The sequence below is a fragment of the Cupriavidus laharis genome (genome assembly GCF_914271435.1).
In the GTDB taxonomy this organism is placed as follows: Bacteria; Pseudomonadota; Gammaproteobacteria; order Burkholderiales; family Burkholderiaceae; genus Cupriavidus; species Cupriavidus laharis.
In genome coordinates, this window is record NZ_CAJZAI010000021.1 from 12736 (window position 1) to 38230 (window position 25495).

At 65.9% G+C, this 25495-nt stretch carries 24 protein-coding genes; 10 read left to right on the forward strand and 14 right to left on the reverse strand.

Annotated features, from left to right (window positions below; genetic code table 11):
- Positions 1–23: 23 nt before the first annotated feature.
- Both minE and LDO29_RS25315 read left to right on the forward strand, forming a co-directional pair.
- A complete protein-coding gene (minE, locus tag LDO29_RS25310; protein WP_006164360.1) occupies positions 24–278 on the forward strand; it encodes a cell division topological specificity factor MinE in 255 nt (84 codons plus the stop codon).
- A gap of 302 nt (positions 279–580) precedes the next feature.
- Entirely contained in the window at positions 581–1693 is a 1113-nt protein-coding gene (locus tag LDO29_RS25315) for a porin (RefSeq protein ID WP_224082492.1), read from the forward strand.
- Between the two features lie 105 nt (positions 1694–1798).
- On the opposite strand, the gene LDO29_RS25320 is transcribed toward LDO29_RS25315, so the two are convergent.
- Positions 1799–2506: a response regulator transcription factor gene (locus LDO29_RS25320; RefSeq protein WP_224082493.1), complete on the reverse strand. Its 708-nt coding sequence runs from the start codon at positions 2504–2506 to the stop codon at positions 1799–1801.
- 199 nt (positions 2507–2705) lie between these two features.
- Between LDO29_RS25320 and LDO29_RS25325 the strand changes: the two genes are divergently transcribed.
- Complete coding sequence (locus tag LDO29_RS25325; RefSeq protein ID WP_224082494.1) at positions 2706–3389, forward strand: response regulator transcription factor; 684 nt, start codon at positions 2706–2708, stop codon at positions 3387–3389.
- A 4-nt stretch (positions 3390–3393) separates the two neighbouring features.
- On the opposite strand, the gene LDO29_RS25330 is transcribed toward LDO29_RS25325, so the two are convergent.
- From LDO29_RS25330 to LDO29_RS25340, 3 genes are all read right to left on the reverse strand, one after another.
- Positions 3394–4380: a Bug family tripartite tricarboxylate transporter substrate binding protein gene (locus LDO29_RS25330; protein ID WP_224082495.1), complete on the reverse strand. Its 987-nt coding sequence runs from the start codon at positions 4378–4380 to the stop codon at positions 3394–3396.
- A 92-nt stretch (positions 4381–4472) separates the two neighbouring features.
- Positions 4473–4757, reverse strand: coding sequence for a hypothetical protein (locus LDO29_RS25335; RefSeq protein WP_224082496.1), 285 nt, complete (start codon positions 4755–4757; stop codon positions 4473–4475).
- Positions 4758–4782: 25 nt separating this feature from the next.
- Entirely contained in the window at positions 4783–6015 is a 1233-nt protein-coding gene (locus LDO29_RS25340; protein ID WP_224082497.1) for an MFS transporter, read from the reverse strand.
- Between the two features lie 127 nt (positions 6016–6142).
- On the opposite strand from LDO29_RS25340, the gene LDO29_RS25345 reads away from it, so the two are divergent.
- On the forward strand, positions 6143–6970 hold the full coding sequence (locus LDO29_RS25345) for an AraC family transcriptional regulator (RefSeq protein ID WP_224082498.1): 828 nt from the start codon (positions 6143–6145) through the stop codon (positions 6968–6970).
- Between the two features lie 55 nt (positions 6971–7025).
- Here the strand turns inward: LDO29_RS25345 and LDO29_RS25350 are convergent, their stop codons facing one another.
- The 3 genes from LDO29_RS25350 to LDO29_RS25360 form a co-directional block, all read right to left on the reverse strand.
- Complete coding sequence (locus LDO29_RS25350; protein ID WP_224082499.1) at positions 7026–8249, reverse strand: M20 aminoacylase family protein; 1224 nt, start codon at positions 8247–8249, stop codon at positions 7026–7028.
- A 244-nt stretch (positions 8250–8493) separates the two neighbouring features.
- Complete coding sequence (locus tag LDO29_RS25355) at positions 8494–9336, reverse strand: fumarylacetoacetate hydrolase family protein (RefSeq protein ID WP_224082500.1); 843 nt, start codon at positions 9334–9336, stop codon at positions 8494–8496.
- On the reverse strand, positions 9333–10070 hold the full coding sequence (locus LDO29_RS25360; protein WP_224082501.1) for a GntR family transcriptional regulator: 738 nt from the start codon (positions 10068–10070) through the stop codon (positions 9333–9335). Before LDO29_RS25360 ends, LDO29_RS25355 begins: the two co-directional genes overlap by 4 nt.
- A gap of 172 nt (positions 10071–10242) precedes the next feature.
- Between LDO29_RS25360 and LDO29_RS25365 the strand changes: the two genes are divergently transcribed.
- From LDO29_RS25365 to gstA, 6 genes are all read left to right on the forward strand, one after another.
- Positions 10243–11541 (forward strand): MFS transporter, encoded by a 1299-nt coding sequence (locus tag LDO29_RS25365; RefSeq protein WP_224082502.1) that lies wholly within the window; start codon positions 10243–10245, stop codon positions 11539–11541.
- Between the two features lie 92 nt (positions 11542–11633).
- The gene (locus LDO29_RS25370; RefSeq protein ID WP_224082503.1) at positions 11634–12830 is read left to right on the forward strand and encodes a serine hydrolase domain-containing protein; all 1197 of its coding nucleotides are present in this window, start codon (positions 11634–11636) and stop codon (positions 12828–12830) included.
- Between the two features lie 65 nt (positions 12831–12895).
- The gene (locus LDO29_RS25375; RefSeq protein WP_224082504.1) at positions 12896–13624 is read left to right on the forward strand and encodes a maleate cis-trans isomerase family protein; all 729 of its coding nucleotides are present in this window, start codon (positions 12896–12898) and stop codon (positions 13622–13624) included.
- 32 nt (positions 13625–13656) lie between these two features.
- Positions 13657–15075, forward strand: a complete 1419-nt coding sequence (gene hydA, locus LDO29_RS25380; RefSeq protein WP_224082544.1) for a dihydropyrimidinase — start codon at positions 13657–13659, stop codon at positions 15073–15075.
- 24 nt (positions 15076–15099) lie between these two features.
- Positions 15100–15837 carry an aspartate/glutamate racemase family protein gene (locus tag LDO29_RS25385; protein WP_224082505.1) on the forward strand — a complete coding sequence of 246 codons (738 nt, stop codon included), beginning with the start codon at positions 15100–15102 and terminating at the stop codon, positions 15835–15837.
- Positions 15838–15970: 133 nt separating this feature from the next.
- Positions 15971–16597 (forward strand): glutathione transferase GstA, encoded by a 627-nt coding sequence (gene gstA / locus LDO29_RS25390; RefSeq protein WP_224082506.1) that lies wholly within the window; start codon positions 15971–15973, stop codon positions 16595–16597.
- Here the strand turns inward: gstA and LDO29_RS25395 are convergent, their stop codons facing one another.
- The 7 genes from LDO29_RS25395 to LDO29_RS25425 form a co-directional block, all read right to left on the reverse strand.
- Entirely contained in the window at positions 16598–17389 is a 792-nt protein-coding gene (locus LDO29_RS25395; RefSeq protein ID WP_224082507.1) for an oxygen-binding di-iron domain-containing protein, read from the reverse strand.
- A gap of 855 nt (positions 17390–18244) precedes the next feature.
- Positions 18245–18877 (reverse strand): glutathione peroxidase, encoded by a 633-nt coding sequence (locus tag LDO29_RS25400; RefSeq protein WP_224082508.1) that lies wholly within the window; start codon positions 18875–18877, stop codon positions 18245–18247.
- Between the two features lie 92 nt (positions 18878–18969).
- A complete protein-coding gene (locus tag LDO29_RS25405) occupies positions 18970–20535 on the reverse strand; it encodes an MDR family MFS transporter (RefSeq protein ID WP_224082509.1) in 1566 nt (521 codons plus the stop codon).
- Positions 20536–20825: 290 nt separating this feature from the next.
- Complete coding sequence (locus tag LDO29_RS25410; protein ID WP_224082510.1) at positions 20826–21266, reverse strand: CBS domain-containing protein; 441 nt, start codon at positions 21264–21266, stop codon at positions 20826–20828.
- 151 nt (positions 21267–21417) lie between these two features.
- Entirely contained in the window at positions 21418–22839 is a 1422-nt protein-coding gene (gene dbpA / locus LDO29_RS25415; protein WP_224082511.1) for an ATP-dependent RNA helicase DbpA, read from the reverse strand.
- 42 nt (positions 22840–22881) lie between these two features.
- Positions 22882–23817: a DUF72 domain-containing protein gene (locus LDO29_RS25420; protein ID WP_224082512.1), complete on the reverse strand. Its 936-nt coding sequence runs from the start codon at positions 23815–23817 to the stop codon at positions 22882–22884.
- Between the two features lie 157 nt (positions 23818–23974).
- Positions 23975–25189 (reverse strand): DUF4382 domain-containing protein, encoded by a 1215-nt coding sequence (locus LDO29_RS25425; RefSeq protein ID WP_224082513.1) that lies wholly within the window; start codon positions 25187–25189, stop codon positions 23975–23977.
- Positions 25190–25495: the final 306 nt, after the last annotated feature.

The following is a 25495-nucleotide window of genomic DNA, read 5'->3' on the forward strand; positions in this document are numbered from 1 at the left end:
ACAAGTACGGAGGACTCATCCCCATGTCGATCCTGTCCTTCCTGCTGGGGGAAAAGAAGAAATCGGCCTCTGTCGCCAAGGAGCGGCTGCAGATCATCCTCGCCCATGAACGCACGGGCCATTCGGCCCCTGCCGACTACCTGCCCGCGCTGCAGCGCGAGCTGGTGGCCGTGATCTCCAAGTACGTCAAGATCAGCGACCAGGACCTGCGCGTCAGCCTTGAGCGCCAGGACAACCTGGAAGTCCTCGAAGTCAAGATCGAGATCCCGCAAGGCTGATTCGCCCCCCTCCCTCGGCCGGCGCCCCTTCCCGCAAGGGCGCGCCGGCGTCGTCGCGCCCCGCTCCCCGCCAGGCCGCACCAGCAAATGACGTCTGATGCTGATGCAACGCACCAACACGGTATTGTGTAGCGGCCAGACAACGGATTTGCACCAAAATCCTGCTCGAATCCGGCCTTCAGCGCGTATTTGTGTCCTTCGCTCCAGCGTTTTGTTAAATTTTCGCGGCGTTTACACGAAACGTAGACCCCGTGCCCCGTCGTGATCCGGCGGAGAACAGTACAGAACAGAAAAGGAGCACCATGAAGAAATCGGCCATCGTCCTCGCCGCTGGCAGCCTGCTGGCAGGTTCCGCTTTTGCACAAACTTCCGTCACGCTGTACGGCATCGCTGATGTCAGCCTGCGCTACACGAACAACGCTGACGCCGGCAACCACAGCCAGACGCAACTGACCGACGGCGCCGTGACGCAAAGCCGCTGGGGCCTGAAGGGCAGCGAAGCCCTGGGCAACAACCTGAAGGCGATCTTCCAACTGGAAAACGGCTACAGCGTTGACAACGGCACGATGAACTCGAGCGGCCAGCTGTTCAATCGTCAGGCATATGTTGGCCTGGCAGGCGACTTCGGCGCGGTCAAGCTGGGCCGCCAGTACACCGAAGGCTTTAACTTCTTCGGCGACTACGATCCGCTGACCATCGGTAACTATACCGCCAACGCCTGGCCGTTCTTCCTGACCCAGTTCCGTGCCAACAACGTTGTCAGCTACGGCGGCAAGTTCGGCGGCCTGAACGTCGGCGCCAGCTATGGCTTCGGCGAACGGCCGGGCAGCTTCACGCACGCCCAGACCAACCCGCCCAATGGCAACGCCCCGTACTTCGGTGCTCGCGCTGCATACGAAGTCGGCCCGTTCGGCTTCGGTGGCGTGTACCAGGAAATCCGCGACACCAATGGCAACAAGCAGCAAATGTGGGGTGCCGCTGGTAAGTACTCGATCGGCCCGGCCAAGATCTTCCTGGGCTACGTCGGCGGCAAGGACCGCACCGGCGTGATCGACAACAGCTTCATGAACGCGTCGGCGGCATCGACCACGCCGGCTGCCAAGACCCTGATCGCTGGTGGCGCACAAAGCAACCCGCGCAAGGATAACCTGGGCTACATCGGCGTGACCTACCAGGCGACCCCGGCACTGGCCCTGACCGGCGTGTTCTACGGTGACCACATCGAGAACAAGAACGGCACGACCAGCAGCGGCAACCGCTACACCGGCGTGCTACTGGCCGAGTACTCGCTGTCCAAGCGTACCCAGGTCTACGGCACCGTTGACTACAACAAGCTGACTGGCGCCGCCCAGACCGAACTGCCGGGCAAGAACAACCAGACCGGCGTGGCAGCAGGTATCCGCCACATTTTCTGATCGTCGTCTGATCAGCTGGCCGACTTGGCAGAAAGGCACCTTCGGGTGCCTTTTTTTGTTGCTGCGGCGATGATCGTGGCAGCTGCCGGCAGTTGCCGGTCTTCTTCACGCCGCCTCGCTTTCCGCCAACTCCAACCGGTACCCATGCGTATAGACCGGCGTCAGCCTGAGGCCATTGGCAGCATGCAGGCCCAGCTTGCTGCGCACGCGCGACACATGCGTATCGATGGTGCGTGACAGCGGCGAGATCTCGCGGCCCCAGACCGTGGCAATGATGTGGTCGCGCGTGACGATGCGCCCCTCGTTGCGGAACAGGAGCACCGCCAGGTCGAACTCCTTGGGGGTCAGGCAGATGGGGTGCCCGTGGCAGGTCGCCTGCCGCGCGGTGCAGTCGAACACGTAGCCGGCCAGCCGCAACGGCATGTTGCGCGTGAAATCCCCGGGACTGGCGCGGCGCAGCACGGCACCGATGCGCGCCGACAGTTCGGCGGCCCGGACAGGCTTGACCATGTAGTCGTCGGCACCGGCCACCAGCGCACTGACGATATCGGATTCCGCATCGCGGGCGGAAACGAACATGACCGGGATGCGCCGGTCAACGTTGCCGCGCACCCAGTTCAGCACCTCGTGCCCGGACATGCCCGGCATCTGCCAGTCGAGCAGCAGCAAGTCGAAGGCGGTGTCATGCAAGGCCAGCAGCAGGCGCCGGCTCTGGCTGAAGCTCACGCATTCGTAGCCGGCTTCATTGACGATCCTGCGGATCAGCGCCGCATGGACGGGATCGGCTTCCAGCGAGGCAATCGTCTTTCTCATAGTCTCTCTCCCTCAGCATTTGCGCGTGACGGCATTAGAAACCGCTGACGGGGACGTCAGAATAGGAAGGGCCTCAAAACGGGCTTTCAACAATCGTTTACTTCTTGCCGCAAGGGCGGATCCATACCATGGGCCGCTACCGTGCCGGCCAGCGCGCCGGCCGATCTTCCCCGCATTCGGAAGCGCCAGGAGAGACGCCGTGAGAATTGCCGTATTGGAGGCCGACCCGACCCGGGCCCTCGGCATCGACCAGACCCTTCGCCTCAACGGGCACCAGTGCACGCGCTACATCCACGGCCGGTCGCTGATCCACGCGCTGCGCGGCGGCACCTTCGACATGCTGCTGCTGGACGGCGATACGCCGGGCATTTCGGCCCTGGACGTGCTGTCATGGGTACGCCGCACGCTCGGCCATGAACTGCCGGTCATGCTGCTGGGAAACAACGACGATGAAATGCATATCGCCGCGTGCTTTGCCGAGGGCGCCGACGCCTACCTGCGCAAGCCTGTTGGCATGGCGGAACTTGCCGCAAGAGTGATGGCCCTGTTGCGCCGTGCATGCCCGGCCGGCGCGCATGCCTGCGATCTCAGCCATGGCGCCTTCCGCTTCGCCACGGCCGACCGCCGCGCGTGGGTCCACGGCCGGCCGGTGGCGCTGGCGCCCAAGGAATTCGACCTGGCCGTGCTGCTGTTCCGGAACCTCGGATCACTGGTGCTGCGCCAGACCATGGTGAACGAGGTCTGGCGCTATCACGTCGATGCGGCTTCGCGCACCGTCGACAGCCATCTGTCGCGCATCCGCACCAAGCTCTCGCTGTGGCCGCACAACGGCGTGCGGCTGTCCGCCGTCTACGGCCTCGGGAACCGGCTGGACAAGGCGTAAGGCGTCAGTCGGCCTTGATGCCCGCTTCCTTGACGATGCGGGCGTTCTCCACGGACTCGTCGTGGATGGCCTTGGCAAACTGTGCCGGCGTACCGCCGGTCGGCACTTCGCCGCCCTTGAGCAGGCGCTCACGCACCTCCGGCTCCGCCAGGGCCTTGTTGAGTTCGGCATTGAGCTTGTTGATGATTGCCGGCGGCGTCTTGCCCGGTGCGAAGATGCCGAAGGTCGAGGTCAGGTTCGCCTTCGGGTAGCCGAGTTCCGCCAGGGTCGGCACGCTGGCCATGCCCTCGATGCGCCTGGGCGCGCCCACCGCGAGCGGGCGCAGCCGGCCGGCCTGCATGTGCTGGGTCAGCATGGGGCTGGCATTGGTGCTCATCACCTCGAACTGGCCGCCGAGCGCGTCGTTCATCTGCTGGCCGGCGCCCTTGTACGGAATCAGCGTCAGTTCGGCCTTCGACTTCGCCTTCACCTGCTCCAGCACAACATGGCCGACCGTGCCGAGGCCCGACGTGGCCCAGCGCACCGAGCCCGGCCTGGACTTGGCCTGTGCCACCAGGTCCTGGAAGGTCTTGCCGGCAAAGCTCTGCGTGGCGACGACCAGCACCGGCGAGTACATCACGCTCATGACGGGCGCCACGTCGCGCTGCGGGTCATAGTTGACGTGGCCCACGTGCGGGTTGAGCGTGAGCGGGCTGGTGGAGGCAAACCCGAGCGTGTAGCCGTCCGGCGCGGCCTTGGCCACGACGTCGATGCCGATGCTGCCGCCGGCGCCGGCCTTGTTCTCGATCACCACGGACGTTCCCATCTGGGCCGAGAGCCGCTCGCCGAGCGCGCGTGCCACGGTATCGCTGATGCCGCCCGTGGGATAGGCAACGATCATGCGGATCGGGCGGCTAGGGTAGTTGTCGGCGGCGGCAGCGGGCAACGCTGCGGCCATCAGGCCGGCGGCGCCAAGCGCGGCCAGCACGGGCAAGCGGGAATGAAAAGCCATGACGGGTGCGGGAGATGGAAGGGCGCGGCGCGTGGCCGCGTCGCCGTATCTTAGCCGATCAACCGGCATGGGTTATGCCCCTGGGTTATGCCTTAACGCACCAGCGGGTGTTCCGGCACCCAGGACACGAAGAGTTCGTTGGCGCGGTCGTACAGGCGCCAGACCGTGCCGCAGTCGCGGCAACAGAAGGTCAGCATGCTGTATGGAACACCGGTCTCGCTCTGGCTGACCAGCGGTGCGGTATTGCGCAGCGCCAGGCAGGCGGGCGGCTCGCGGCGCCGCGGATCGGCCGCCAGCGCCAGGCAGCGCTCGCAGGCCGGAACAGCGGTGGGAGGAGAAACGGGAAGCGGGGGTACGGCGGACGTCATGACCGTCATGATGCCGCAAAACACCCGCAGTGCGTCAGGCAGTCTTGCGCTTGCCGCCGAGATCGGGCAGGAACACCGCCAGCAGGCCCAGCAGCGGCAGGAATGCACAAAGCTGGTAGACGGTCTGGATGCCGTGCGTGTCGGCCAGCCCGCCCAGCACCGCGGCGCCGATGCCGCCCATGCCGAAGGCAAAGCCGAAGAACATGCCCGACACCATGCCCACCTTGCCGGGGATCAGCTCCTGCGCGAACACCAGGATCGCCGAGAAGGCCGAGGCCAGGATGAAGCCGATGATGAAGGTCAGCACGCCGGTCCAGAACAGGCCCACGTGCGGCAGTACCAGCGTGAACGGCGCCACACCGAGGATTGACGCCCAGATCACGCGCTTGCGGCCGATGCGGTCGCCGATCGGGCCGCCCAGGATGGTGCCGGCCGCCACCGCGAACAGGAACACGAACAGGTAGACCTGCGCGGTCTGGCGCGCCAGGCCGAACTTCTCCATCAGGTAGAAGGTGTAGTAGGTGGTGAGGCTCGCCATGTAGAAGTACTTGGAGAACACCAGCACCAGCAGGACCAGCATGGCGCGCACCACCACGCGCGTCGGCACCGGGCTGGCCACGGCGCCTGCCGCCTTGCCCTTGCGCGCGCGGTGCGCGAGCTGCTCCGCGTACCAGCCGCCGATCTTCCACAGTACTGCAATGGCCAGCAGCGCCGCCAGCGAGAACCACGCCACGCTGGCCTGCTGGTGGACGATGCCTGCCGCCAGCAGCGGCCCCATGGCGCTGCCGCCGTTGCCGCCCACCTGGAAGATCGACTGCGCCAGCCCGTGCTGGCCGCCCGAGGCCATGCGCGCCACGCGCGACGACTCCGGATGGAAGATCGACGACCCGGTGCCGACCAGCGCCGCCGCCACCAGCAGCACGCCATAGGTGGGTGCCGCCGACAGCAGCAGCAGCCCGGCCAGCGTGAAGCCCATGCCGATCGCCAGCGAGTGCGGCTTGGGATGCTTGTCGGTGTACAGGCCCACGACCGGCTGCAGCAGCGATGCCGTGACCTGGTAGGTCATGGTCAGCAAGCCGATCTGCACGAAGCTCAGGTGGAAGCCGCCCTTCAGCATCGGGTAGATCGCCAGGATCAACGACTGGATCATGTCGTTGAGGAAGTGCGCGAAGCTGATCGCCGACAGGACGCGGAAGCCCGTGCGCTCGGCGGCTTGTTCGGAGTGAGCGCCAGAAACGGCGGCGTTGGAGTCGATGGTTGTGCTCATTGGCGGTCTCGACAGGACGGATGACGAACCGCTGGGGGCGCTCGTCGGGACAGTAAGAAACGCGATGCTATCTGGCCGCAGACCGCCTGTCCTGCGAGAATGGGTCCACAAGCTTGGAGAAAAGGACATGCCTGTCTCACGTGTGTGGAAGCCGGCACCGGCGCAAACCCAAGCCCTGGGAGACACATACACCAACCCGCCGCGCTATGTGCACTTTGATCGCGGCCCCATGCCGGTCACCGCGATGGCCGCCGACTACCAGCCCGGCGACGTCACGGCCCGGCACCAGCATCCGCATGCCCAGCTGATCCATGCCGTGCACGGTGTGATGGTCGTGTCGACCGACGAGGGGCAGTGGATCGTGCCGCCTACGCGCGGGATGTGGATGCCCGGTGGCACCGTGCACTGGATCCGCATGGTGGGACAGGTGCAGATGCGCACCGCGTACATCCGGCCCGACGCGGCGCCGGACCTGCCGCTGCGCTGCACCGTGCTCGGCATTTCGCCGCTGCTGCGCGAACTGATCCTGGCCGCAATCGATGTTCCCCTGCCCTACATGGCTGATTCGCGCGACGGGCGGCTGATGCGGTTGCTGCTCGATGAGGTGGTGTTGGTGCCTACGCTGCCGTTGCACCTGCCGCATCCGGTTGATGCCGGGCTGCGGCAGATCTGCGATGCCATCGTCGCCGCGCCCGATACGCCATTGACGCTGGCCGACTGGAGCGAACGACTGGGCGTCGACCCCAAGACCATCCAGCGTCGCTTCGCGCGGGAAACCGGGATGACGTTCGGGCAGTGGCGGCAGCAGGCGCGGTTGCTCGCGGCGCTGGAGAAGCTGGCCGCCGGCAGCAAGGTGGTGGATGTGGCGCTGGATCTGGGGTACGAGAGTCCGAGCGCGTTTGCGACGATGTTCAAGAAGCAGTTTGGCGTGCCGCCAAGTGCGTTCTTCCGGTAAGCCTGCTGCGGCCGCTTACAGCCACTTACGGCCACCGATACCCATGCGTACCGGGTTACCGCGCCAGGTAACGCTCCACCAGCCTCGTCCAGTACGCCGCGCCGACCGTCAGGTTCTCGTCGTTGAAGTCGTAGCCGGGGTTGTGCAGCAATGGCTGGTTCGCGCCGTTGCCCAGCCGCACGAAGCATCCGGGCCGCTGCTGCAGGAAGTAGGCGAAGTCTTCGCTGCCCGTGATGCGCGCGGCCTGCGCCACCACCTTGTCGGCGCCGACGAGTTCCTCCGCAATCTGCCGCGCGAACTCGGTTTCACGCTCGCTGTTGATCAGCACCGGGTAGCCGTGCACATAGTTCACATCGGCCACGGCGCCGTAACCCTCGGCCTGGGAGATCGCCAGCTGGCGGATGCGGGTCTCCAGCGAGGCCCGCACTTCCGGGCTGAACGAACGTACGCTGATTTCCATGCGCGCGCTGTCCGGGATCACATTCGGGGCATGGCCCGCGTGCAGCGTGCCGATCGTGACCACTGCCGTTTCGTTCGGGTCGACATAGCGCGACACCACCGACTGCAGCGCCATCACCAGGCTGCCGGCCACCAGGATCGGGTCGACCGACTGGTGCGGGCGTGCCGCGTGGCCGCCCTTGCCGCGGATGGTGATGGTCACCGTGTCGCACGCCGCCATGAACGGGCCCGAGCGGAACAGGAAGTGCCCCTGCTCCACGCCCGGATGGTTGTGCAGGCCGAAGACGGCGTCACACGGAAAGCGTTCGAACAGGCCGTCGGCCAGCATGCGCTCGGCCCCGCCGCCAGCGCCGATTTCCTCGGCAGGCTGGAAGATCATGTGGACCGTGCCGTTGAAGTTGCGCGTGCGTGCCAGATGCTTGGCGGCGCCGAGCAGGATGGCGGTGTGGCCGTCGTGCCCGCAGGCATGCATACGGCCCTCGCTGGCGCTCGCATAGGGCAGGCCGGTACGCTCATGGATGGGCAGCGCGTCCATGTCCGCGCGGATGCCGATGCTGCGCCCCCCGGTTCCCGCCTTCAGCGTACCCACCACACCAGTACCGCCCACGCCACGCGTGACCGCGAAGCCCCAGCCCTCAAGCAGGCTGGCTACCAGCCCGGAGGTACGGACTTCATCAAAGGCGAGTTCAGGATTCTGGTGGATGTTGCGCCGGATGGCTTCGAGTTCGGCGCGGCTGTCCAGGGTGTCGGCCAGCGCGCAGAAGCGGCGCTTGAGCGTGGTACCAAGGTAAGACTCGATCTCTGGGGCGTGCTCGGACATGGCATTGCTCTTCTGGCAGGTACTGCAGGACGATCAGAACACCGCCCTTGGAAACAGTATTTCACGCAGAAATCGCAACGGAAATGCCAACTTCCGGATTTCCTGTAAATCGATGTAATCCGGCCCTTTTCGGCACCGGAACTGTTGCTCTCAGGGAACGCTTTGTATGGAAACCCAACGCTTTGTATGAAAGCGTTTCGATGGGGAACCCTGGCGGGCGCCTTGCACGCCCGCCATGCACACCTCACTCGTACGCCACCACCTTCTGTGTCTGCACGCCCAGGCCCTCGACGCCCAGCCGCATAGTGTCGCCAGCCTTCAGGAAGCGCGGCGGCTTGAAGCCCATGCCCACGCCCGGCGGCGTGCCCGTGGCAATCAGGTCGCCGGGCTGCAGCGTCATGAAGCGGCTCACGTAGCTGACCACCGTGGCCACGTCAAAGACCATGGTCGCGGTGCTGCCTTTCTGCACGCGCTCGCCGTTGACCTCCAGCCACAGGCCAAGCGCCTGCGGATCGGGCACTTCGTCACGCGTCACCAGCCAGGGGCCGACCGGGCAGAACGTGTCGCAGCCCTTGCCCTTGTCCCAGGTGCCGCCGCGCTCAATCTGGAACTCTCGCTCCGACACGTCGTTGACCACGCAGTAGCCGGCGACATGGCTCAGCGCATCCTCGCGCGAGACATTGCGCGCGGTGGTGCCGATCACCACGCCTAGCTCCACCTCCCAGTCGGACTTCAGCGAACCGTAGGGCAGCATCACGTCGTCGTCCGGGCCGTTGAGCGAGCTGTTGGCCTTCAGGAAGACGATCGGCTCAGCCGGCAACGGCATGCCCGCTTCGGCCGCGTGGTCCGCGTAGTTCAGGCCGATTGCGATGATCTTGCCGATGCCGGTCCAGGGCACGCCGAAACGCGCACCTTCCACTACCGGCAGCTTGCCGGTGTCCACCTGCGCCAGGCGCGCCAGCGCGTCCGGCGCCAGGTGCGCGGCGTTGATGTCGGCAACCACGCCGGACAGGTCGCGCACCTTGCCCTGCGCGTCGATCAGGCCCGGGCGCTCGGCGCCGGGCTGGCCAGTTCTTACCAGTTTCATTGTCTTCCCTTGGATGGATTGGCTTGGCGATCGGCCGCCCCCGCGAGCGAGCGCGCGACCACGGTCAGCACTTCGTTGGCAGTGTTCTCGGAATGCCGGCGCAGCACCTGCGCGAGCCGCGGGCGGCCGGGCTCGCGCAGCGCGGCCATGATTTCCTCATGTTCCTCATGCGACTCCTGCCAGCGCAGCGTATCCGCATTGGCGGCGCCGCGTGCGCGGTGCACCTTGCTCATCAGCGTGGCATAGACGCCAGCCAGCACCGGGTTGGCGGCCCCGTCGATGATGAGCTGGTGGATTTCCTGGTTGATGCGGAAATAGTCGGTGCGCCGCCCCGCCGCATGCGCTTCGATCATGGCCTGGTGCCGCCGCTCCAGCTTGGCCTGCGCGGCTTCGTTCAGTCGCTGCGCGGCCAGCTCCCCGGCCGTTGCCTCCAGGCCATGCAGCGTCTCGAAGGTGGCCCGCAGTTCGTCCAGGTCCAGTGGCGCGACACGGTAGCCAATGTACTGCCGGTGCAGCACCAGCCCTTCGGCCACCAGCACCTTGAGCGCCTCGCGCAGCGGCGTCTTCGAGACATCGAATGCCTCGCAGAAGGCCCGCTCGTCGATGCGCTCGCCGGGCGGCAGTTCACCCTCTTCGATCATCGTGCGCAGCCGCGCCGCGATTTCGGCCGACATGCCCAGCGTGCGCAGACGGGCGGTTTTCGGGAGCGTTTGTGTCACAGAGATCACCAGCATGGAGAATTTGCACCACTAGAAGGCTAACACACCCAAAATTGTGCAACTTCATCACAGTAAAATCAATGACTTACAAGAGTTGTAATTACAGATTACGTATCCTATACTCCGGCCAGTTGCGCGACACAACCTACAAACGCCTCAACCGAAGGACCCAAGGAGACAACCTGTCATGCAAACGACAAGCCAAGCCGGCACCCTCACAGCCACGCGCAGCGGCGTGCGCTGGAAGATCTTCCTGATGATGCTGATGCTCGTGGCGATCAACTACATCGACCGCGCATCGCTGTCGGTGGCCATGCCGCTGATCGCCAAGGAGTTCGACCTCAATCCCGCCATGCAGGGGCTGATCCTCAGTTCCTTCTTCTGGACCTACGCATTCATGCAGATCCCGGGCGGGATGCTGGCCGACAAGTACAAGCCGCGCATCGTGATCGCCTGCGCCACTGTTTGCTGGGGCTTCTTCCAGGCAATCGCGGCGGTCTGCACCAACGCCACCTCGCTGCTGCTCACGCGGCTCGGGCTGGGCGCCTCCGAAGCGCCGATCTACCCGGCCGGCGGCAAGCTCAATGCCATCTGGATGACGCAGAACGAACGCGGCCGCGGCGCCACGCTGCTTGACGGCGGCGCGCCGCTGGGCGCAGCGCTCGGTTCCCTCATCATTGCCGGGCTGATCAGCGAACTGGGATCGTGGCGCATGTCGTTCGTGGTCGCCGGCGTCGGCACCGTGCTCGCCGGCTTCGTGGCCTGGTGGTACATCCGCAATTCGCCGCGCGAACACGGTGGCGTCAACGAGCTGGAAGCGCGCCACATCGAGGAGGCGCATGCCCGCGAGCACAGCGCCGAGCCGACCAACCTGTCGGGCCGTTCGCTTGATTTCTTCAAGTACCGCTCGGTGTGGTGCATGGCCATCAGCTGGATGTGCTTCAACGCCGTCTTCTACGGCCTGCTCACCTGGATGCCGACCTACCTGAGCAAGGCACGCGGCTTTGATCTGAAGACGATGGGTGGTGCGAGCTTCCTGATCTTCATGAGCGGCTTCGTCGGCGAACTCGTCGGCGGCTGGATCGCCGACAAGTGGAAGGAAGCCGGCGGCCGCCCCAACGTGGTGATGCGCACGCTGTTCGGCATCGCCGCCGTGGTGGCTACGGTGTCGATCTTCTCGGTAGCCTATGTCAGCAGCGCAGTGCTCGTGGTGGCGCTGCTCTCCTCCACCATGTTCTTCCTGCGCTGGTGCGGCCTGTTCTGGTCCGTGCCGTCGATGCTGGGCACCCGCAACAAGGTTGGCTTCCTGGGCGGCCTGATGAACCTGGGCGGCAATATCGCCGGCATCAGCGTGCCCATCATCGTCGGCCTGATCGTGCAGGCCACGGGCTCCTACTTCCTGGCGCTGATGTTCTTCGCGGCAGCCGGCGTTGGCCTGCTGCTGGCCTCCACGTCGATCGACTACGAAAAGAAGATCCCGGTCTGACCGGCCCTGCGCACCGCTCCCTACAAGCCACATCCGCACCCGCCGCGCCGGCATCCGTCCAACGGACAGCGCGGCGGCGGAGGAGACACATCATGACTCGCATCCCCCGCATGCTGGCAGCCGCCGTGCTGGCCCTCGGCGCCCTGCAGCTCCATGCCGCCCCATCGGCGCCCGCCCGCGCCAGCGCCGACGGCATCCCGACCGCACAGCCCGAAGCTGTCGGCGTCGACTCGGCCAGGCTCGTAGCCTTGTCCGAGTGGATTCGCCGCGACAAGCTCGACGTGCGCAGCCTGCTTGTCATCAAGGACGGCAAGCTCGTGTTCGAGCGCTACGGCGACGGCCTCTCGCGCGACTACAACCATGAGCTGTATTCCGTCACCAAGTTCATCAGCGCCCTGCTGGTCGGTACGCTGGTCGGAGACGGCAAGCTCAAGGCCGAGGACGCCCCCGCTGCCCGCCTTGCCGCGGCACGCCCCGATCTTGCGCCGGCGCTTGCCAACAAGCAGGCTATCCAGTTGCGTCACCTGATGTCGATGTCGAGCGGGCTGTCGTACAAGCTCGTGGAAGGCACCGACACGCTCTACTACGGCGTGCCCGACCGGCTCAAGGTCGCGGCCTCCGCCAGCGTGCGCGTCGCGCCTGGTACCGAGTTCGACTACATCGACGTCAATCCCGTGCTCGTCGGCGCCACCATCAGCCAGGTTACCGGCCTGCCGGAGCAGCAATATGCCGAGCAACGCCTGTTCAGGCCGCTCGGCATGCAGCACTACCGCTGGGACGGCGCCGATGGCAAGGGCGCGGTCTCCGGTGGCTGGGGCCTGCGCCTGCGCTCCATCGACATGGCGCGGCTCGGCATGCTGATGCTGAACCAGGGCCGCTGGAACGGCCAGCAGGTCGTGCCGGCATCGTGGGTCGCCCGCATGACCACGCCGTCCGGACCGGCGCCGGACTATGGCTTCTACTGCTGGGTCAACAACATCGTGAAGAGCGAGCGCGAATTCAGCGCCATGGGCTACAAGGGCCAGTTCATCACCGTGCTGCCAAAGCAGAACGCGGTCATCGTGATGAACAGCATCATGTCCACGCAAGGCGGCCTGCGCGACGCGGAATACCTCGACCTGTACCGGCGCATGGTGAACGACTACGTGCTGCCCGCGCTGCAGGCCGGCAACGCCGTGCACCTCGACGCCGCGCGACAAGCAGCGCTGCAGAAGGAACTCGAACTGGCACGCACCAGCCAGCGCGTGCCCGGCACCGCCCTCGCCTTCAACGACAAGCCCGAACAGTAAGCCCAAAAACAAACAGCGGAGCGCCGCGCATGACGGCGCCCGCACCACTCCTGAGAACTACTGCAATGACCAAGCAAATCCGCCTCGGCATGCTGACGCCGTCTTCCAACACCGCGCTCGAACCGATTACCAGCGCGATGGTCAGCGGCCTGCCCAATGTGAGCGCGCATTTCTCGCGCTTCACCGTTACCGAGATCTCGCTGCGCGACCAGGCACTGGGCCAGTTCGACCTGGAGAAGATTCTGGGCGCCGCCCGCCTGCTGGCCGACGCGCGTGTCGACGTGATCGCGTGGAACGGTACGTCGTCGGGCTGGCTCGGCTTCGACAAGGATGAAGCGCTGTGCAAGCAGATCACCGAAGCCACCGGCATCCCCGCCACTACGTCGGTCCTGGCGCTCAACGAGATCCTGGAGAAGACCGGCGCGCGCCGCTTCGGCCTGGCCACGCCGTATCTCGACGATGTGCAGCAACGCATCATCGCCAACTACCAGCGCAGCGGCTTCGACTGCTCGGCCGAGCGCCACCTGGACCTGCACGTGAACTACAGCTTCGCCGAGGTGGAAGAGGACACCATCCGCACCATGGTGCGCGAACTCGCCGAAGAAAAGCCGCAGGCCATCACCACGTTCTGCACCAACTTGCGCGCTGCGCACCTGGTGGAAGCGCTGGAAGCCGAGACCGGCATTCCCGTGTACGACACCATCTCCACGGTGGTGTGGAAGTCGCTGCGCCTGGCGGGCGTGGATACGCGTGCGCTGACCGGCTGGGGCCGGCTGTTCCGCGAAGTCGAGTAAGGCAGCGACGTCAACGAATCGGACTGATGACCATGCCCGCAGACAACAACCTCGACCTCGTGATCCGCAATGCAGACGTGGTCACCGCTTCCGACCGCTTCCAGTGCGATATCGGCGTGCGCGACGGCCGCATCGTCGCGCTCGGCCAGGGCCTGCCACAAGGCAACCGCGAAGTCGATGCCACCGGCCTGCTCGCGCTGCCCGGCGGCGTGGACGGCCACTGCCACCTGGACCAGCCCATGCCGGACGGCATGCGCATGGCAGATGACTTCTTCACCGGCACGCGCGCTGCGGTGTGCAGCGGCACCACCACGGTGATCCCGTTCGCCGCGCAGGAAAAGGGCGCTTCGCTCAAGGCAGCGGTCGCGGACTACCACCGCCGCGCCGAAGGACGCGCCGTGATCGACTACGCGTTCCACCTGATCGTGGCCGACCCCACGCCCGCCGTGCTGCAGGACGAACTGCCCGCGCTGATCCGCAAGGGCTACACCTCGTTCAAGGTCTACATGACCTATGACGACCTCAAGCTGTCGGACCGCGAAATGCTGGACGTGTTCGACGTCGCGCGTGAGCACAAGGCGCTCGTGATGGTCCATGCCGAGAACGCGGACTGCATCTCGTGGCTGACCGACAAACTGGTCGGGGAAGGGCGCATCGCCCCGCGCTTCCACGGTATCGCGCGTCCCGCCGCGGTCGAGCGCGAGGCCACGCACCGCGCCATCACGTTTGCCGAACTCGTCGATGTGCCGATCCTGATCGTGCATGTCTCCGGCAAGGAAGCGATCGAGCAGATCCGCTGGGCGCAGGGCAGGGGACTGAAGATCCTGGCCGAGACCTGCCCGCAGTACCTGTACCTCACCGCCGATGACCTGGGCCTACCCGGCGACGATGGCTACGAGGGCGCCAAATGCGTGTGCAGCCCGCCGCCGCGCGACCCGGAGAACCAGGCCGCCGTGTGGCGCGCGCTGGTGAACGGCGTGTTCAGCGTATTCTCGTCGGACCATGCGCCGTTCAGCTACGACGATCCGCAGGGCAAGAAACCTGGCGGCACCGAACAATCGTTCGACCACATTCCCAATGGCGTGCCGGGCATCGAAACGCGCCTGCCGCTGCTGTTCGACGGCGTGGCACGCGGCAAGCTGTCGCTGCACCAGTTCGTCGAGCTGACGTCGTACCGTCCGGCCAAGATCTATGGATTGTATCCGCGCAAGGGCACCATCGCGGTCGGCGCCGATGCGGACATCGTGCTGTGGGATCCCGCGCGCAAGGTCCGCATCACCAACAGCGCGCTGCATCACGCGGTCGACTACACGCCGTACGAAGGCATCGAGGTCACCGGCTGGCCTGTGACCTGCTTCTCGCGCGGCGACATGCTGGTGCGCAACGGCGAATACCTGGAGCCCGCAGCCGGGCGCGGCAGGTTCCTCGAAGCCGGGCAACCCGAGGTCTGAACCAGAATCCATCGCAAATCCATCATGAATCTCCTGATCGTCAACCCCAACATCAGCGAGTCGGTCACCGACCTGATCCACGCCGAAGCGCAGCGCACGGCCTCGCCTGATACGCAGATCACCATGGCCGCCGCGCCATTCGGCGTGGCCTATATCGAGACACGCTTCGAGGCACTGGTCGGCGGCTACGCCACCGCGTGCGCGGCGGCCGAACATGCCGGCAAGTTCGATGGCCTGGTTGTCGCCGCGTTCGGCGACCCGGGCCTGGCCGGGCTCAAGGAGCTGTTCGACGTACCCGTGGTCGGCATGACCGAAGCCGCGCTGGCCAGCGCCTGCCTGCTGGGCCAGCGCTTCTCGATCATCGCGATTTCGCATCGCATCGAGGCGTGGTATCGCGAATGCGTGGCAGCCAACGGGCTCGCTTCGCGCCTGGCGAGCATCCGTTCGCTGCAGGAACCGCTGCGCGATATCGGCAGCGTGCAGGAGGACCATGCCGCGCGCCTGGAAGCGCTCAGCCTGCAGGCCGTGCGCGAAGATGGCGCCGACGTGATCATCGTCGCCGGCGCACCGCTGGCGGGATTGGCGCGTTCGCTCAAGGGCCGCATTCCGGTGCCGGTCGTGGATGGCGTGAGCAGCGCCGTGCGTCATTGCGAATCGCTGGTAGCGCTGCAGGCCGGCAGCACGCGCGAGGGCAGCTTCGCGCGCCCGCCGCGCAAACCCAACGCCGGCCTGCCGCACGCGCTCGCGCAGCTGCTCGCCTGAGCCCACGCCCTGTGCAAATTTGCAGGGCCTCTCCGCGTCCCTGCGCATTGCCTGCCACCAGGGTGCGTTCTAGACTGCCTGCACGGCCACTGCATGACGCGGCGGCCCCCGCAACGCGACATAGGACACCCTGATGAAGCTCTACTATTCCCCCGGCGCCTGCTCGATGGCGGTACACATCGCCCTGCGCGAAGCCGCCCTGCCCGTCACGCTCGCCAAGGTCGACCTGGTCCGCCACAAGCTGGTGGAACCCGAGAACGGCACCGACGACTACTACACGGTCAACCCGCGCGGCTACGTGCCGCTGCTGCAGATGGACGACGGTTCACGCCACAGCGAAGTGGCATCCCTGCTGCAGTACATCGCCGACCTGGTGCCCGAGCGCAACCTGTTGCCCGCTGCCGGCACGCGTGAGCGGCTGGAAGCCACCGGCTGGCTCACGCTGGTCTCCACCGAACTGCACAAGGTGTTCAGCCCGTGGCTGTGGCACAAGGAAACCGCCGACAGCACCGCACAGGCGTGCAAGGCCAAGCTGCGGCTGCGCTTCGCCGAACTCGACCGCCACCTGCAGGAGCGCGAGTACCTGGCTGGCAGCACCTTTACCGTGGCCGATGCCTATTGCTTCACCATCATGGGCTGGGCGCGCATGCTGATGATGCCGCTGACGGCGTACCCGTCTCTGCAGCAATACCTGTCGCGCGTGGCAGCGCGCCCTGCCGTGCAGGCAGCCATGCGCGCGGAAGGACTGGTCCGCGACTGATCAGTCCGCCGTAGCGCCGGCCGGCGGCACACGGTAGTGGTTCGGCGTGAGCAGGTCCAGCCCGCATTGCAGGCCTTCGACCCAATCGATCAGGCGCGCCACCATGGCCTTGCCGCGAAACGACGGCCCGTGCTGCGGAACGATCCATTCGATATCAAGCGTACGCGCCATGCTCGCCCACAGGCGGCACGCACGATTGCCGCTCATATAGCGCTGGTGGAACGGCAGCATGCGCAGTGCATGGGCGTCGAAGTCCATGACGGTAGTGCCGGCCTCGCCGGCGCTCGTCATGGCCGCGCCCAGGTCGCCCGAGAACAGGATCTTGCTGACGGGGTCGTAGAACTGGAAATTGCCCTCGGAATGCAGGAAGTGCGCCGGCAGGGCAATTAGCGCACCGCGGCCCAGCGGGATATGCGCGCCGGCATCGGGAATGGTAACGATGCGGCCGGCGGTCTTGCCCGCCTGGCAGAAATGCGGAAGGAATCTCGCCCAGACCTTGGAGATGAGCACCTGGCAATCCGACCCCGTCAGCCAGCGGCCGACCGAAGCGACGATATCCGGATCGGCATGCGAGGCCAGCACATATTCGAGCTGCTTGGGCGGGAAGTAGCGGCTGATGGCCAGGTACAGCTCGCTGTAGGTCATGTTTCCACCGGGATCGATCAGCGCGCCGTGGCCGTGGTCAACTACCAGGAACTGGTTGGTCTGCACCACCTCGCCATGCGCTTCCTCGACCAGGTCGGTAAACATCAGGCAGGTGTGTCCGTCTGCGTCGTATAGGGTGATGCCCATCGTCTGGCTCCGCCGTCTGAAAGCGGCGACGTTACTCAGGGGGGAGGGGTGGGGGATTGATGTAGATCAATTTTTGGGGATGTCGGGCTTTGTGGGGGCGGCTGTTTCGCCGGCGTTGCCGGGGCGTTCTGCGGTGAATGATTGGGTTGGCGTGCTTGGCAGGCGTGGCTGTTTCGCCGGCGTAGCCGGCGACCTACTTTTACCCGAGCGGTAAAAGTAGGCAAAAGCGCGTTTTCGTGGTTGACGAACGGCTCGATGAGGTGAAGACGGTCCAAGGGCATAACCAGACTGCCTGCCGCGTAGATGATTAGGATGGGACAGGGCGTACGAACGAACCCGGATTACGGAGTGGTCCCTTCTAACAGCGATATCGCGGGGACGCCTGCGGCTGCGCTGCGCGCACTCAGCAGTCTGGGTTCTTCGCCGCGGCCCGAACAAGGCGTAGTGACGAAGCCCTTGGCGCATGTGCATGCGCGAAGAGAGAAAACGAAGAAGGGGAAGCGCCGGCGCCAGCGACGTTGATGCCCTCGCCATGCCGACTGGGACACCGCGCGCAGCGCAGCCGTAGGCGTCCACGCGATACCGCTGGCAGCAGGAACCACGGACAGTTTCGGGGCTCGTTCAATCAGCGCTGTAATCCTGCCCACGGCCGCGCACCACGCGGCAGGCAGCCAGGCACACTCTGAAGCCCATACCCGTACAACACCCTCGGCACACTACGATCAATATTCGCCCGTTAGGGCAACCAAACGCGTTTTTTGGTTACTTTTTGCCGCTCGGGCAAAAAGTGACTCGCCGGCTACGCCGGCGAAACAGCCACGCCTGCCGAGCACGACACCCCATCAAACTCCCCAATCACCTCCCCCCCTCCAACAACCTCTCAATCATCCCCACAAACTGCCTATCATCCGGCTTGGTCACGCTCCCATAACTAGCCACCACCTTCCCGCTACGGTCAATCAGGTACTTATAAAAATTCCACTTCGGCGCAGTACCGGTCTCCCTGGCCAGCAGCGCGTACATCGGATTGACATCGCCACCGCGCACATGCGATTTGCCGAGCATCGGAAACTTGACACCGTAGGTGTTGTAGCAAAAGTCCGCGATCTCCTTGGACGACCCCGGCTCCTGCGAGAAATCATTGGACGGAAAGCCAAGTACCACCAGCCCGCGGTCGCGATACTTGGCGTAGAGCGCTTCGAGCCCTTCGTACTGTGGCGTGAAGCCGCAATAGCTCGCGGTATTGACCACCAGCACGACCTTGCCGGCGTACTGGCAGAGATTCTGCGGCGCTTCGTCCTGCAGCCGCGGGAACTGGAAGTTGAGCGAGGCCGGGCAATTGCCGGCCGGTGCGGCGGCCGGGATGGCGGCGGGCTTGTCGGCGGCCCGGGCCGGATTCGGCAGCAGCACAGCGCTGGCAGCGGCCAGCGCCGCGGCAAGCATGGCAGGGCGAAGGGTAGCGGAGAGGGCGGTGTGACGGCGGTTCATGCGATGTCTCCTGTCTCCATATGGGGGGCGGCTCGCTGTATCGGGTACGCAATAGTCTACGCCGGTGCCAGCCTTGCCGTTGGCCGGGTAGCTCAGTCCATGGCCAGCGTGGCGGCGTGCTCGGTGACGCTGCTGCGCAGTTCCAGGTCCGGCATGCAGCGCACGATGCCCAGCGCCACGAGCGCGGCAACGGCGCCCACGGCAAAGATCAGCTGGAAGCCCGATTCGACGCCGGACTCCAGCACCTGCCGCACCATCGGCGAGAGCTGCGCCAGCGCCTCGCTGCCATGCCGCAGCGCGCCCAGGTCCAGCGCCTGCGTGACACCCGCAGCGGCCGTGGCGTGGCGGAATTCCAGCGTCAGCAGCGTGCCGGCCAGCGCGCCGCCAAGCGCACTGCCGAGCGAGCGCAACACCAGCAGCGCCCCGGTACCGGCACCGGTGTCGCGGCGCTCCAGTACGTTCTGCACGGTCATCAGCGTACCGACCATGACCATGCCCAGGCCGGCGCCGCCAACGGTCATCGCCAGCAGCACAACGGCCACCGGCACGTCGGGCGTAGCCAGCGCCAGCGCTGCCAGCCCCAGCACGGCGGCGATAAAACCAGCCGTCAGGATGCCGCGCATGCGGCCCACGCGCGGCGCCAGCCACGCGACGATGAAATTCCCTGCCACCGTGGCCAGCAGGAACGGCATGACCAGCAGCCCCGACATCGACGCACCGGCGCCGCGCACCAGCTGGAAATGCAGGGGCAGGGTGAAGATGCACAGGAAGATGTTCAGCGCGGCCAGCGCCGATGCCGCCACGCCCATCACATAGGCACGGTTGGCAAAGAGCCGCGGCGGCAGCATCGGGTCGGCGGCGCGGCGCTCCTGCCAGGCCAGCGCGGCCACGGCCGCTACCGTCACCAGCGCCAGCAGGCCGAGCTGCGGCGACAGCCAGTCGAACACATCGCCGCCCCAGCTCATCGCCAGCAGGAAGGACACAATGGCCACGGCCAGCAGCAAGGCGCCCGGCCAGTCGACGCGCGGACGGCCGCCACGCACGGGCAGCCCGGCCAGGCCGCGGTAGCACATCAGCATGGCCAGCCCGCCCAGTGGCAGGTTGATCCAGAACAGCCACCGCCACGACAGGTTGTCGGACACCCAGCCCCCCACCAGCGGCCCGGCGATCGACGCCACCGCCCAGACCGTAGCCAGGTAGCCCTGGTAGCGTCCGCGCTGGCGCGGCGCCACCACGTCGGCAATGGCGGCCTGCGCCAACGACATCAGCCCGCCGCCGCCGATGCCTTGCAACGCGCGAAACAGGATCAACTGCCCGAGCGACTGCGCCATCGCGCAGGCGACCGAGGCCAGGATGAACAGTGTGATGGCCACCATCAGCAGGCGGCGCCTCCCGAAGCCATCGGACAGCTTGCCGTACAGCGGCGTGGCGACGGTCGAGGTAATCAGGTACGCGGTCACGATCCACGACAGATGCCCGAAGCCGTTCAGGTCATTGGCAATCGCCGGCACGGCCGGAATGACCACGGTCTGGTCCAGCGCCGCCAGCAGGATGCACAGCACGATGCCGCCAATGACGCGCATGATGGCGTGGTGGTCGTGGGCGGAGGCAAGGGGAATCGAAGCGTTGGCCTGAGCGGCCGGAGTAAGCGAAGACATGGGCAGACAACGACAAGCACACAGCCATGTGGCTGCAGGCGCACAGTAATGCAGGGGATTGGCCGGCCAGGTATTGATTCGCGGCGACGGCGCGGGGCCGTGGCGGAAAGGGGCCGGATACACGAATTCAGTAACCGCATAATTATATGCGGAGATCGCGTATCACGTGCGGCGGCGCAGCAACGGGCTGCCAGCGCGTGCCGGCGCAACCTTGTCAGGCTGCGCACGGCGTGCGCTTTGGCACACTGCGGAACGGCTGCGCCCCCGGGTAGTCCGGGGGCGGTGCGGCGCTAGCGGCTGCCGCCGTGGATGTAATGCTCGAGCTGCTCGATAATGAACTGCTGCTCTGAGATGATGTCCTTCACCAGGTCACCGATCGACAGCATGCCTAGCAGGTCCTCGCCGTTCATCACCGGCAGGTGGCGCATGCGATGCTTGGTCATCAGCGCCATGCATTCGTCGGTGGTCTGGTCGCCGCTGACATAGATGACCGACGACGTCATGATGTCGCGCACCAGCGTATCGCGCGACGAGCGCTGCATCAGGATCACCTTGCGCGCATAGTCACGTTCGCTCAGGATGCCGACGATCTTGCCGTGCTCCATCACCAGCACGGCCCCGATGCCTTTTTCCGCCATCAACTGCAGCGCGGCGTACACCGTCGCCGTGGGCGGAATGCTGAAGATGGCCTGGCTCGGCTTGGACTCTACGACCTGGCGTGCGGTTGTCATCACCCACTCCTCCTCTGTCGATCATGCACTGCGGCAGAAATGCCACGTCTATCCAGATTAGCAAAGGATCGAGCGCCCTTACAGGGTGACTTACACGAATCTTCGTCAATACAGATCTGCGAGAAACTGTAAGGTGGTTGCGCCCGCCCCGTTACTCCGTCAACAACCTCACCTTTACCTTCTTCCCCTTTACCTTCCCCGCATTCAGCCGGCGCACCGCTTCGCGTCCGATGGCGCGGTCCACCGCGATGTAGGTCGACATCTCCATCACATTGATCTTGCCGATCTGTTCCTTGGTGAAGCCAGCCTCGCCGGTCAGCGCGCCGAGGATGTCTCCGGGCCGGATCTTCTCCTTGCGTCCGCCCAGCATCTGCAGCGTGACCATGGGCGGCAGCAGGCGTTCGTTGCTGGCCGGCCGCAGTTCCGCCAGCGGGTGCCATTCGAACTCGCCCCCGTGGTGCTGCTCCAGGTTGCCCACGCGCCCCATCTCGTCCATGCTGACCAGGCTGAAGGCCCACCCTTCCTCGCCCGCGCGGCCGGTGCGGCCGATGCGGTGGATGTGGACTTCGGGATCGGGCGTGACCTCCACGTTGATCACCGCTTCGAGCTGCGCGATATCGAGGCCGCGCGCGGCGACGTCGGTGGCGACCAGCACCGAGCAGCTGCCGTTGGCGAACTGCACCAGCACCTGGTCGCGATCGCGCTGCTCCAGGTCGCCGTGCAAGGCCAGCGCCTGGAAGCCTTGCGCGCGCAGCAGGTCGACCAGGTCGCGGCAGCGCGCCTTGGTATTGCAGAACGCCAGCGTGCTGGCCGGACGGAAATGGTCCAGCAGGCGGCCCACGGCGCCCAGCCGCTCGCCTTCGTCGACTTCATAGAAATACTGGCGGATGCTCGTGCTGTCGTGCCGCTCTGCCAGCTTGACCTCCTGCGGCTTGCGCAGGAATTTCTGGCTGAGCTTGTCGATGCCGGGCGGATACGTGGCCGAGAACAGCAGCGTCTGGCGCTCGCGCGGGCAGCGGCTGGCAACGTAGGCAATGTCGTCGAAGAAGCCCATGTCGAGCATGCGGTCCGCTTCGTCGAGCACCAGCGTATTGATCGCGGACAGCTCCAGGCTGCCGCGGTCGATATGGTCGAGGATGCGGCCCGGCGTGCCCACCACGACGTGCGCGCCATGGACCAAGCTGTCCACCTGCGGGCGCATCGGCGAGCCGCCACACAGCGTCAGCGCCTTCACGTTCTCTTCGGCACGCGCCAGGCGGCGGATCTCCTGCGTGACCTGGTCGGCCAGTTCGCGCGTGGGACACAGCACCATGGCCTGCACGTCGAAGCGGCGCGAGTCAAGGCGGTGCAGCAAGGCCAGTGCAAACGCGGCAGTCTTGCCGCTGCCGGTCTTGGCCTGGGCGATCAGGTCGTGGCCCGCCAGCGTCAGCGGCAGGCTGGCGGCCTGGATCGGCGTCATTTCGTCATAGCCGAGCTGGGCCAGCGTGGCCAGCATGGCCGGCGACAAGGGCAGGGTGGAGAAATCGGCGGCGCCGGGGGCGCCGGATTGCGGGGGCAGGGAGCTTGTGTTCATGCCGGATTGTAGCAACGGGGTTTCGGTCAGCCGACGTGAAGATCAGGGACGCTTCTTCACCGGCACCTGTTCCTGCGGCTCCCAGCCAAGGCGCGACAGCAATGCCTGCGCGGCCGCCGGGGCGCGCTCCTTGGCGCCGTTGATGAAGAAGATGAAGACTTCACGCCGTTTGGCCACCGGCTGCTTGTCTTCCACCTGCTCCAGCTCCGCCGGCGCCTTGCCCGCCGCCCAGGTGCGCGCATGCTGCGCCCAGGCATCCAGCGCCTTCGGCCCGTAGCCGGTCGCCAGCTTTTCGCTGCTGTCCATCAGGCGTGCGTAGACGAAGTCCGTCGTCAGGTCGGCCATCGACGGAAACTTCGGCGAATCGGTGTAGACGGTGGCGGCCTTGTACTTGCGCGCCAGTTTCAGGTACTCAGGCGACATGAAACTGTCATGCCGCACCTCCAGCACGTGGCGCAGTTTCACGCCTTCCACCGAATCGGGCAGTAGCTGCAGGAAGGCCTCGAAGTCCTCGGCATCGAACGGCTTGGTCGGTGCGAACTGCCATACCAGTGGCCCCAGCTTCGGGCCGAGTTCCGCGATGCCGCTGTCGATAAAGCGCGCAATCGATTCGCCCGATTCCGCCAGCACGCGGCGGTTGGTGGCAAAGCGCGAGGCCTTCACGGAGAAAACGAAATCATCTGGCGTCTCGTCGCGCCACTTGGCGAAGGACGTGCGCTTCTGGGTGCCGTGGTAGGTGCTGTTGATCTCGATGGCCGTCAGGTGGCGGCTCGCGTATTCGAGCTCACGCGTCTGTGCGAGACCGGCCGGATAGAAGTTGTCGCGCCACGGCGCGTAGGTCCAGCCGCCGATGCCGACGCGTATCAGGCTGTCGGCCGTGCCCGACTCACCGGCCTTGCGCCGCGAAGCCGGCTGCCGTGCCGAGGCAGGCAGTGCATCTGGCGTGGCTGCGGACTTGCCCGCGGTACGTGCTGCCATGGCGCGATACTCCGGGGACGCGAGACTCAAAGTCTAGCGGGAAACCGCGGCCAGCGGGCATGAAAAGACGGGGGCCAGGGACAAGAAAGCCGGAAGCAGGCTTACGCCCGTTTCCGGCTCATCGGACTGCTGTTGATCGGACTGCTGTTGGCCTGGCTCAGAACGAGAAGTTCTGAGTCACGTCGGCGGCGTTCACATCCACTTGCTGCGTCACCACTGTACCGCCGGAGCTGGTGGCCTGCACGCCGTACTTGCCACCGGCGGCATTGTCGGGCTGCAGCGTGATCGGCAGAGCGGCCTGGTAGGTGCCGATCACCGGCGCGGCCACCGGCAGCGCAGGCTCGGTCGCGTACAGGCTGTAGGCACCGGTATCGCTCGCGGCGGCTGTCGCCGCGATCTCGAAGGTTCCCCCGCTGACCAGTTGCAGCGCGCGCAGGGTCGCCTCGGCCGAGGCCGGCGTGACCGTGCCGGAAACGCGGCGGTAAGCCGAGGTCGGCAACGACAGCGGCGCGCCCGAAGTCGAGATGGCGGTGCTGCCGCCCGCCACCACCGGCACGCTACGCACGATGCCCGTGCCACGGCTATTGGCCGCTCCCGGCACCACCACGACATCCACCGCGCCGGCAGTGCTGCTCTGCTCGATCGGCGACAGGATGAAGTTGCCGTTGGCGTCTGCCACCGTGGCCTTCACCACCACGCCGTTGCGCTCGGCATAGACCCGTGCGCCCGGGGCCGAGCCCACCACACCGGTCACCGCACCGCTGACGACGGTCGGTATCGCCGTCACCACCGGCTTCAGGCCAAAGCTGCCGTTGCCACGCGTCACCACCGACTTGCAGGCGTCGAAGTCCAGCACCAGGTCGGTCAGCGTGCCTGCCGAGACCGTGAATGGCCGGTTGATCTTGATGCCGGACTGCACCGCGCTCGGCGTATCCAGCGATTGCTCGGTACCGCCGGTGGGCACCACCGAGTTGGCCAGCGCACCCGAAGAACCGCCCCCGCGGTTCGCGTCGAGCACCAGCCGGACCTGCTGGTAGGTGCCAGCCGGCAGCGCAGTCTGGCCCAGCGTGGACAGCACGCCGTTGGTCAGAGACAACAGATCGATCTTGCGTGCGGGCGACACATCGATATCGACCCAGCCATTGCCTCCTGGATCTGCGTCCGCGCTGGCATGCACGCGCACCTTGTTGACGGTCACAAAGACATGGTCGAAGCCGCAGGCCGGCGCATCAGTCATCGAGACCTTCAGCGTTCCCTGGCCACCACTACCGGAATCATCACCGCCACCGCCACACGCCGCCAGCCCAAGGGCCCCGGCCAGTGCGACGATGCGCAATGCGCTGGAAGAACAAGAACGATAAGAATCCGACACGGTATCTCTCCGCTTGTTGTTGTGGATTGACCGGAGAATATGTTGCAGATGGCATAACTGCTGTAAGTGTTTGTAATGGCTTGTAAGGAAACTCGCCCTGCTGTCTGCATGACCAGCCAGCCAAATGTCGCGGCGGCCGGAATCGTGCATAGGCGCACCCGGTGCAATGCGGCGCCGCAATCATTGCTGCGGCGGATATTGCCGCGACAAGAGCGCTGCAGGGCAATGCCGTTTGCATGGCAGCGCATCGTCCGGCGTTGCGCGTGACGCGGCGGCTCCGGCAGGGGCAGCTGGCTTCGGAGCCAG

Bases quoted from the DNA above. Each gene is read 5' to 3' on its own strand.
- minE (WP_006164360.1), top strand. From the start codon at position 24: ATGTCGATCCTGTCCTTCCTGCTGGGGGAAAAGAAGAAATCGGCCTCT.
- LDO29_RS25315 (WP_224082492.1), top strand. From the start codon at position 581: ATGAAGAAATCGGCCATCGTCCTCGCCGCTGGCAGCCTGCTGGCAGGT.
- LDO29_RS25320 (WP_224082493.1), bottom strand. From the start codon at position 2,506: ATGAGAAAGACGATTGCCTCGCTGGAAGCCGATCCCGTCCATGCGGCG.
- LDO29_RS25330 (WP_224082495.1), bottom strand. From the start codon at position 4,380: ATGGCTTTTCATTCCCGCTTGCCCGTGCTGGCCGCGCTTGGCGCCGCC.
- LDO29_RS25335 (WP_224082496.1), bottom strand. From the start codon at position 4,757: ATGACGGTCATGACGTCCGCCGTACCCCCGCTTCCCGTTTCTCCTCCC.
- LDO29_RS25340 (WP_224082497.1), bottom strand. From the start codon at position 6,015: ATGAGCACAACCATCGACTCCAACGCCGCCGTTTCTGGCGCTCACTCC.
- LDO29_RS25345 (WP_224082498.1), top strand. From the start codon at position 6,143: ATGCCTGTCTCACGTGTGTGGAAGCCGGCACCGGCGCAAACCCAAGCC.
- LDO29_RS25350 (WP_224082499.1), bottom strand. From the start codon at position 8,249: ATGTCCGAGCACGCCCCAGAGATCGAGTCTTACCTTGGTACCACGCTC.
- LDO29_RS25355 (WP_224082500.1), bottom strand. From the start codon at position 9,336: ATGAAACTGGTAAGAACTGGCCAGCCCGGCGCCGAGCGCCCGGGCCTG.
- LDO29_RS25360 (WP_224082501.1), bottom strand. From the start codon at position 10,070: ATGCTGGTGATCTCTGTGACACAAACGCTCCCGAAAACCGCCCGTCTG.
- LDO29_RS25365 (WP_224082502.1), top strand. From the start codon at position 10,243: ATGCAAACGACAAGCCAAGCCGGCACCCTCACAGCCACGCGCAGCGGC.
- LDO29_RS25370 (WP_224082503.1), top strand. From the start codon at position 11,634: ATGACTCGCATCCCCCGCATGCTGGCAGCCGCCGTGCTGGCCCTCGGC.
- LDO29_RS25375 (WP_224082504.1), top strand. From the start codon at position 12,896: ATGACCAAGCAAATCCGCCTCGGCATGCTGACGCCGTCTTCCAACACC.
- hydA (WP_224082544.1), top strand. From the start codon at position 13,657: ATGCCCGCAGACAACAACCTCGACCTCGTGATCCGCAATGCAGACGTG.
- LDO29_RS25385 (WP_224082505.1), top strand. From the start codon at position 15,100: ATGAATCTCCTGATCGTCAACCCCAACATCAGCGAGTCGGTCACCGAC.
- gstA (WP_224082506.1), top strand. From the start codon at position 15,971: ATGAAGCTCTACTATTCCCCCGGCGCCTGCTCGATGGCGGTACACATC.
- LDO29_RS25395 (WP_224082507.1), bottom strand. From the start codon at position 17,389: ATGGGCATCACCCTATACGACGCAGACGGACACACCTGCCTGATGTTT.
- LDO29_RS25400 (WP_224082508.1), bottom strand. From the start codon at position 18,877: ATGAACCGCCGTCACACCGCCCTCTCCGCTACCCTTCGCCCTGCCATG.
- LDO29_RS25405 (WP_224082509.1), bottom strand. From the start codon at position 20,535: ATGTCTTCGCTTACTCCGGCCGCTCAGGCCAACGCTTCGATTCCCCTT.
- LDO29_RS25410 (WP_224082510.1), bottom strand. From the start codon at position 21,266: ATGACAACCGCACGCCAGGTCGTAGAGTCCAAGCCGAGCCAGGCCATC.
- dbpA (WP_224082511.1), bottom strand. From the start codon at position 22,839: ATGAACACAAGCTCCCTGCCCCCGCAATCCGGCGCCCCCGGCGCCGCC.
- LDO29_RS25420 (WP_224082512.1), bottom strand. From the start codon at position 23,817: ATGGCAGCACGTACCGCGGGCAAGTCCGCAGCCACGCCAGATGCACTG.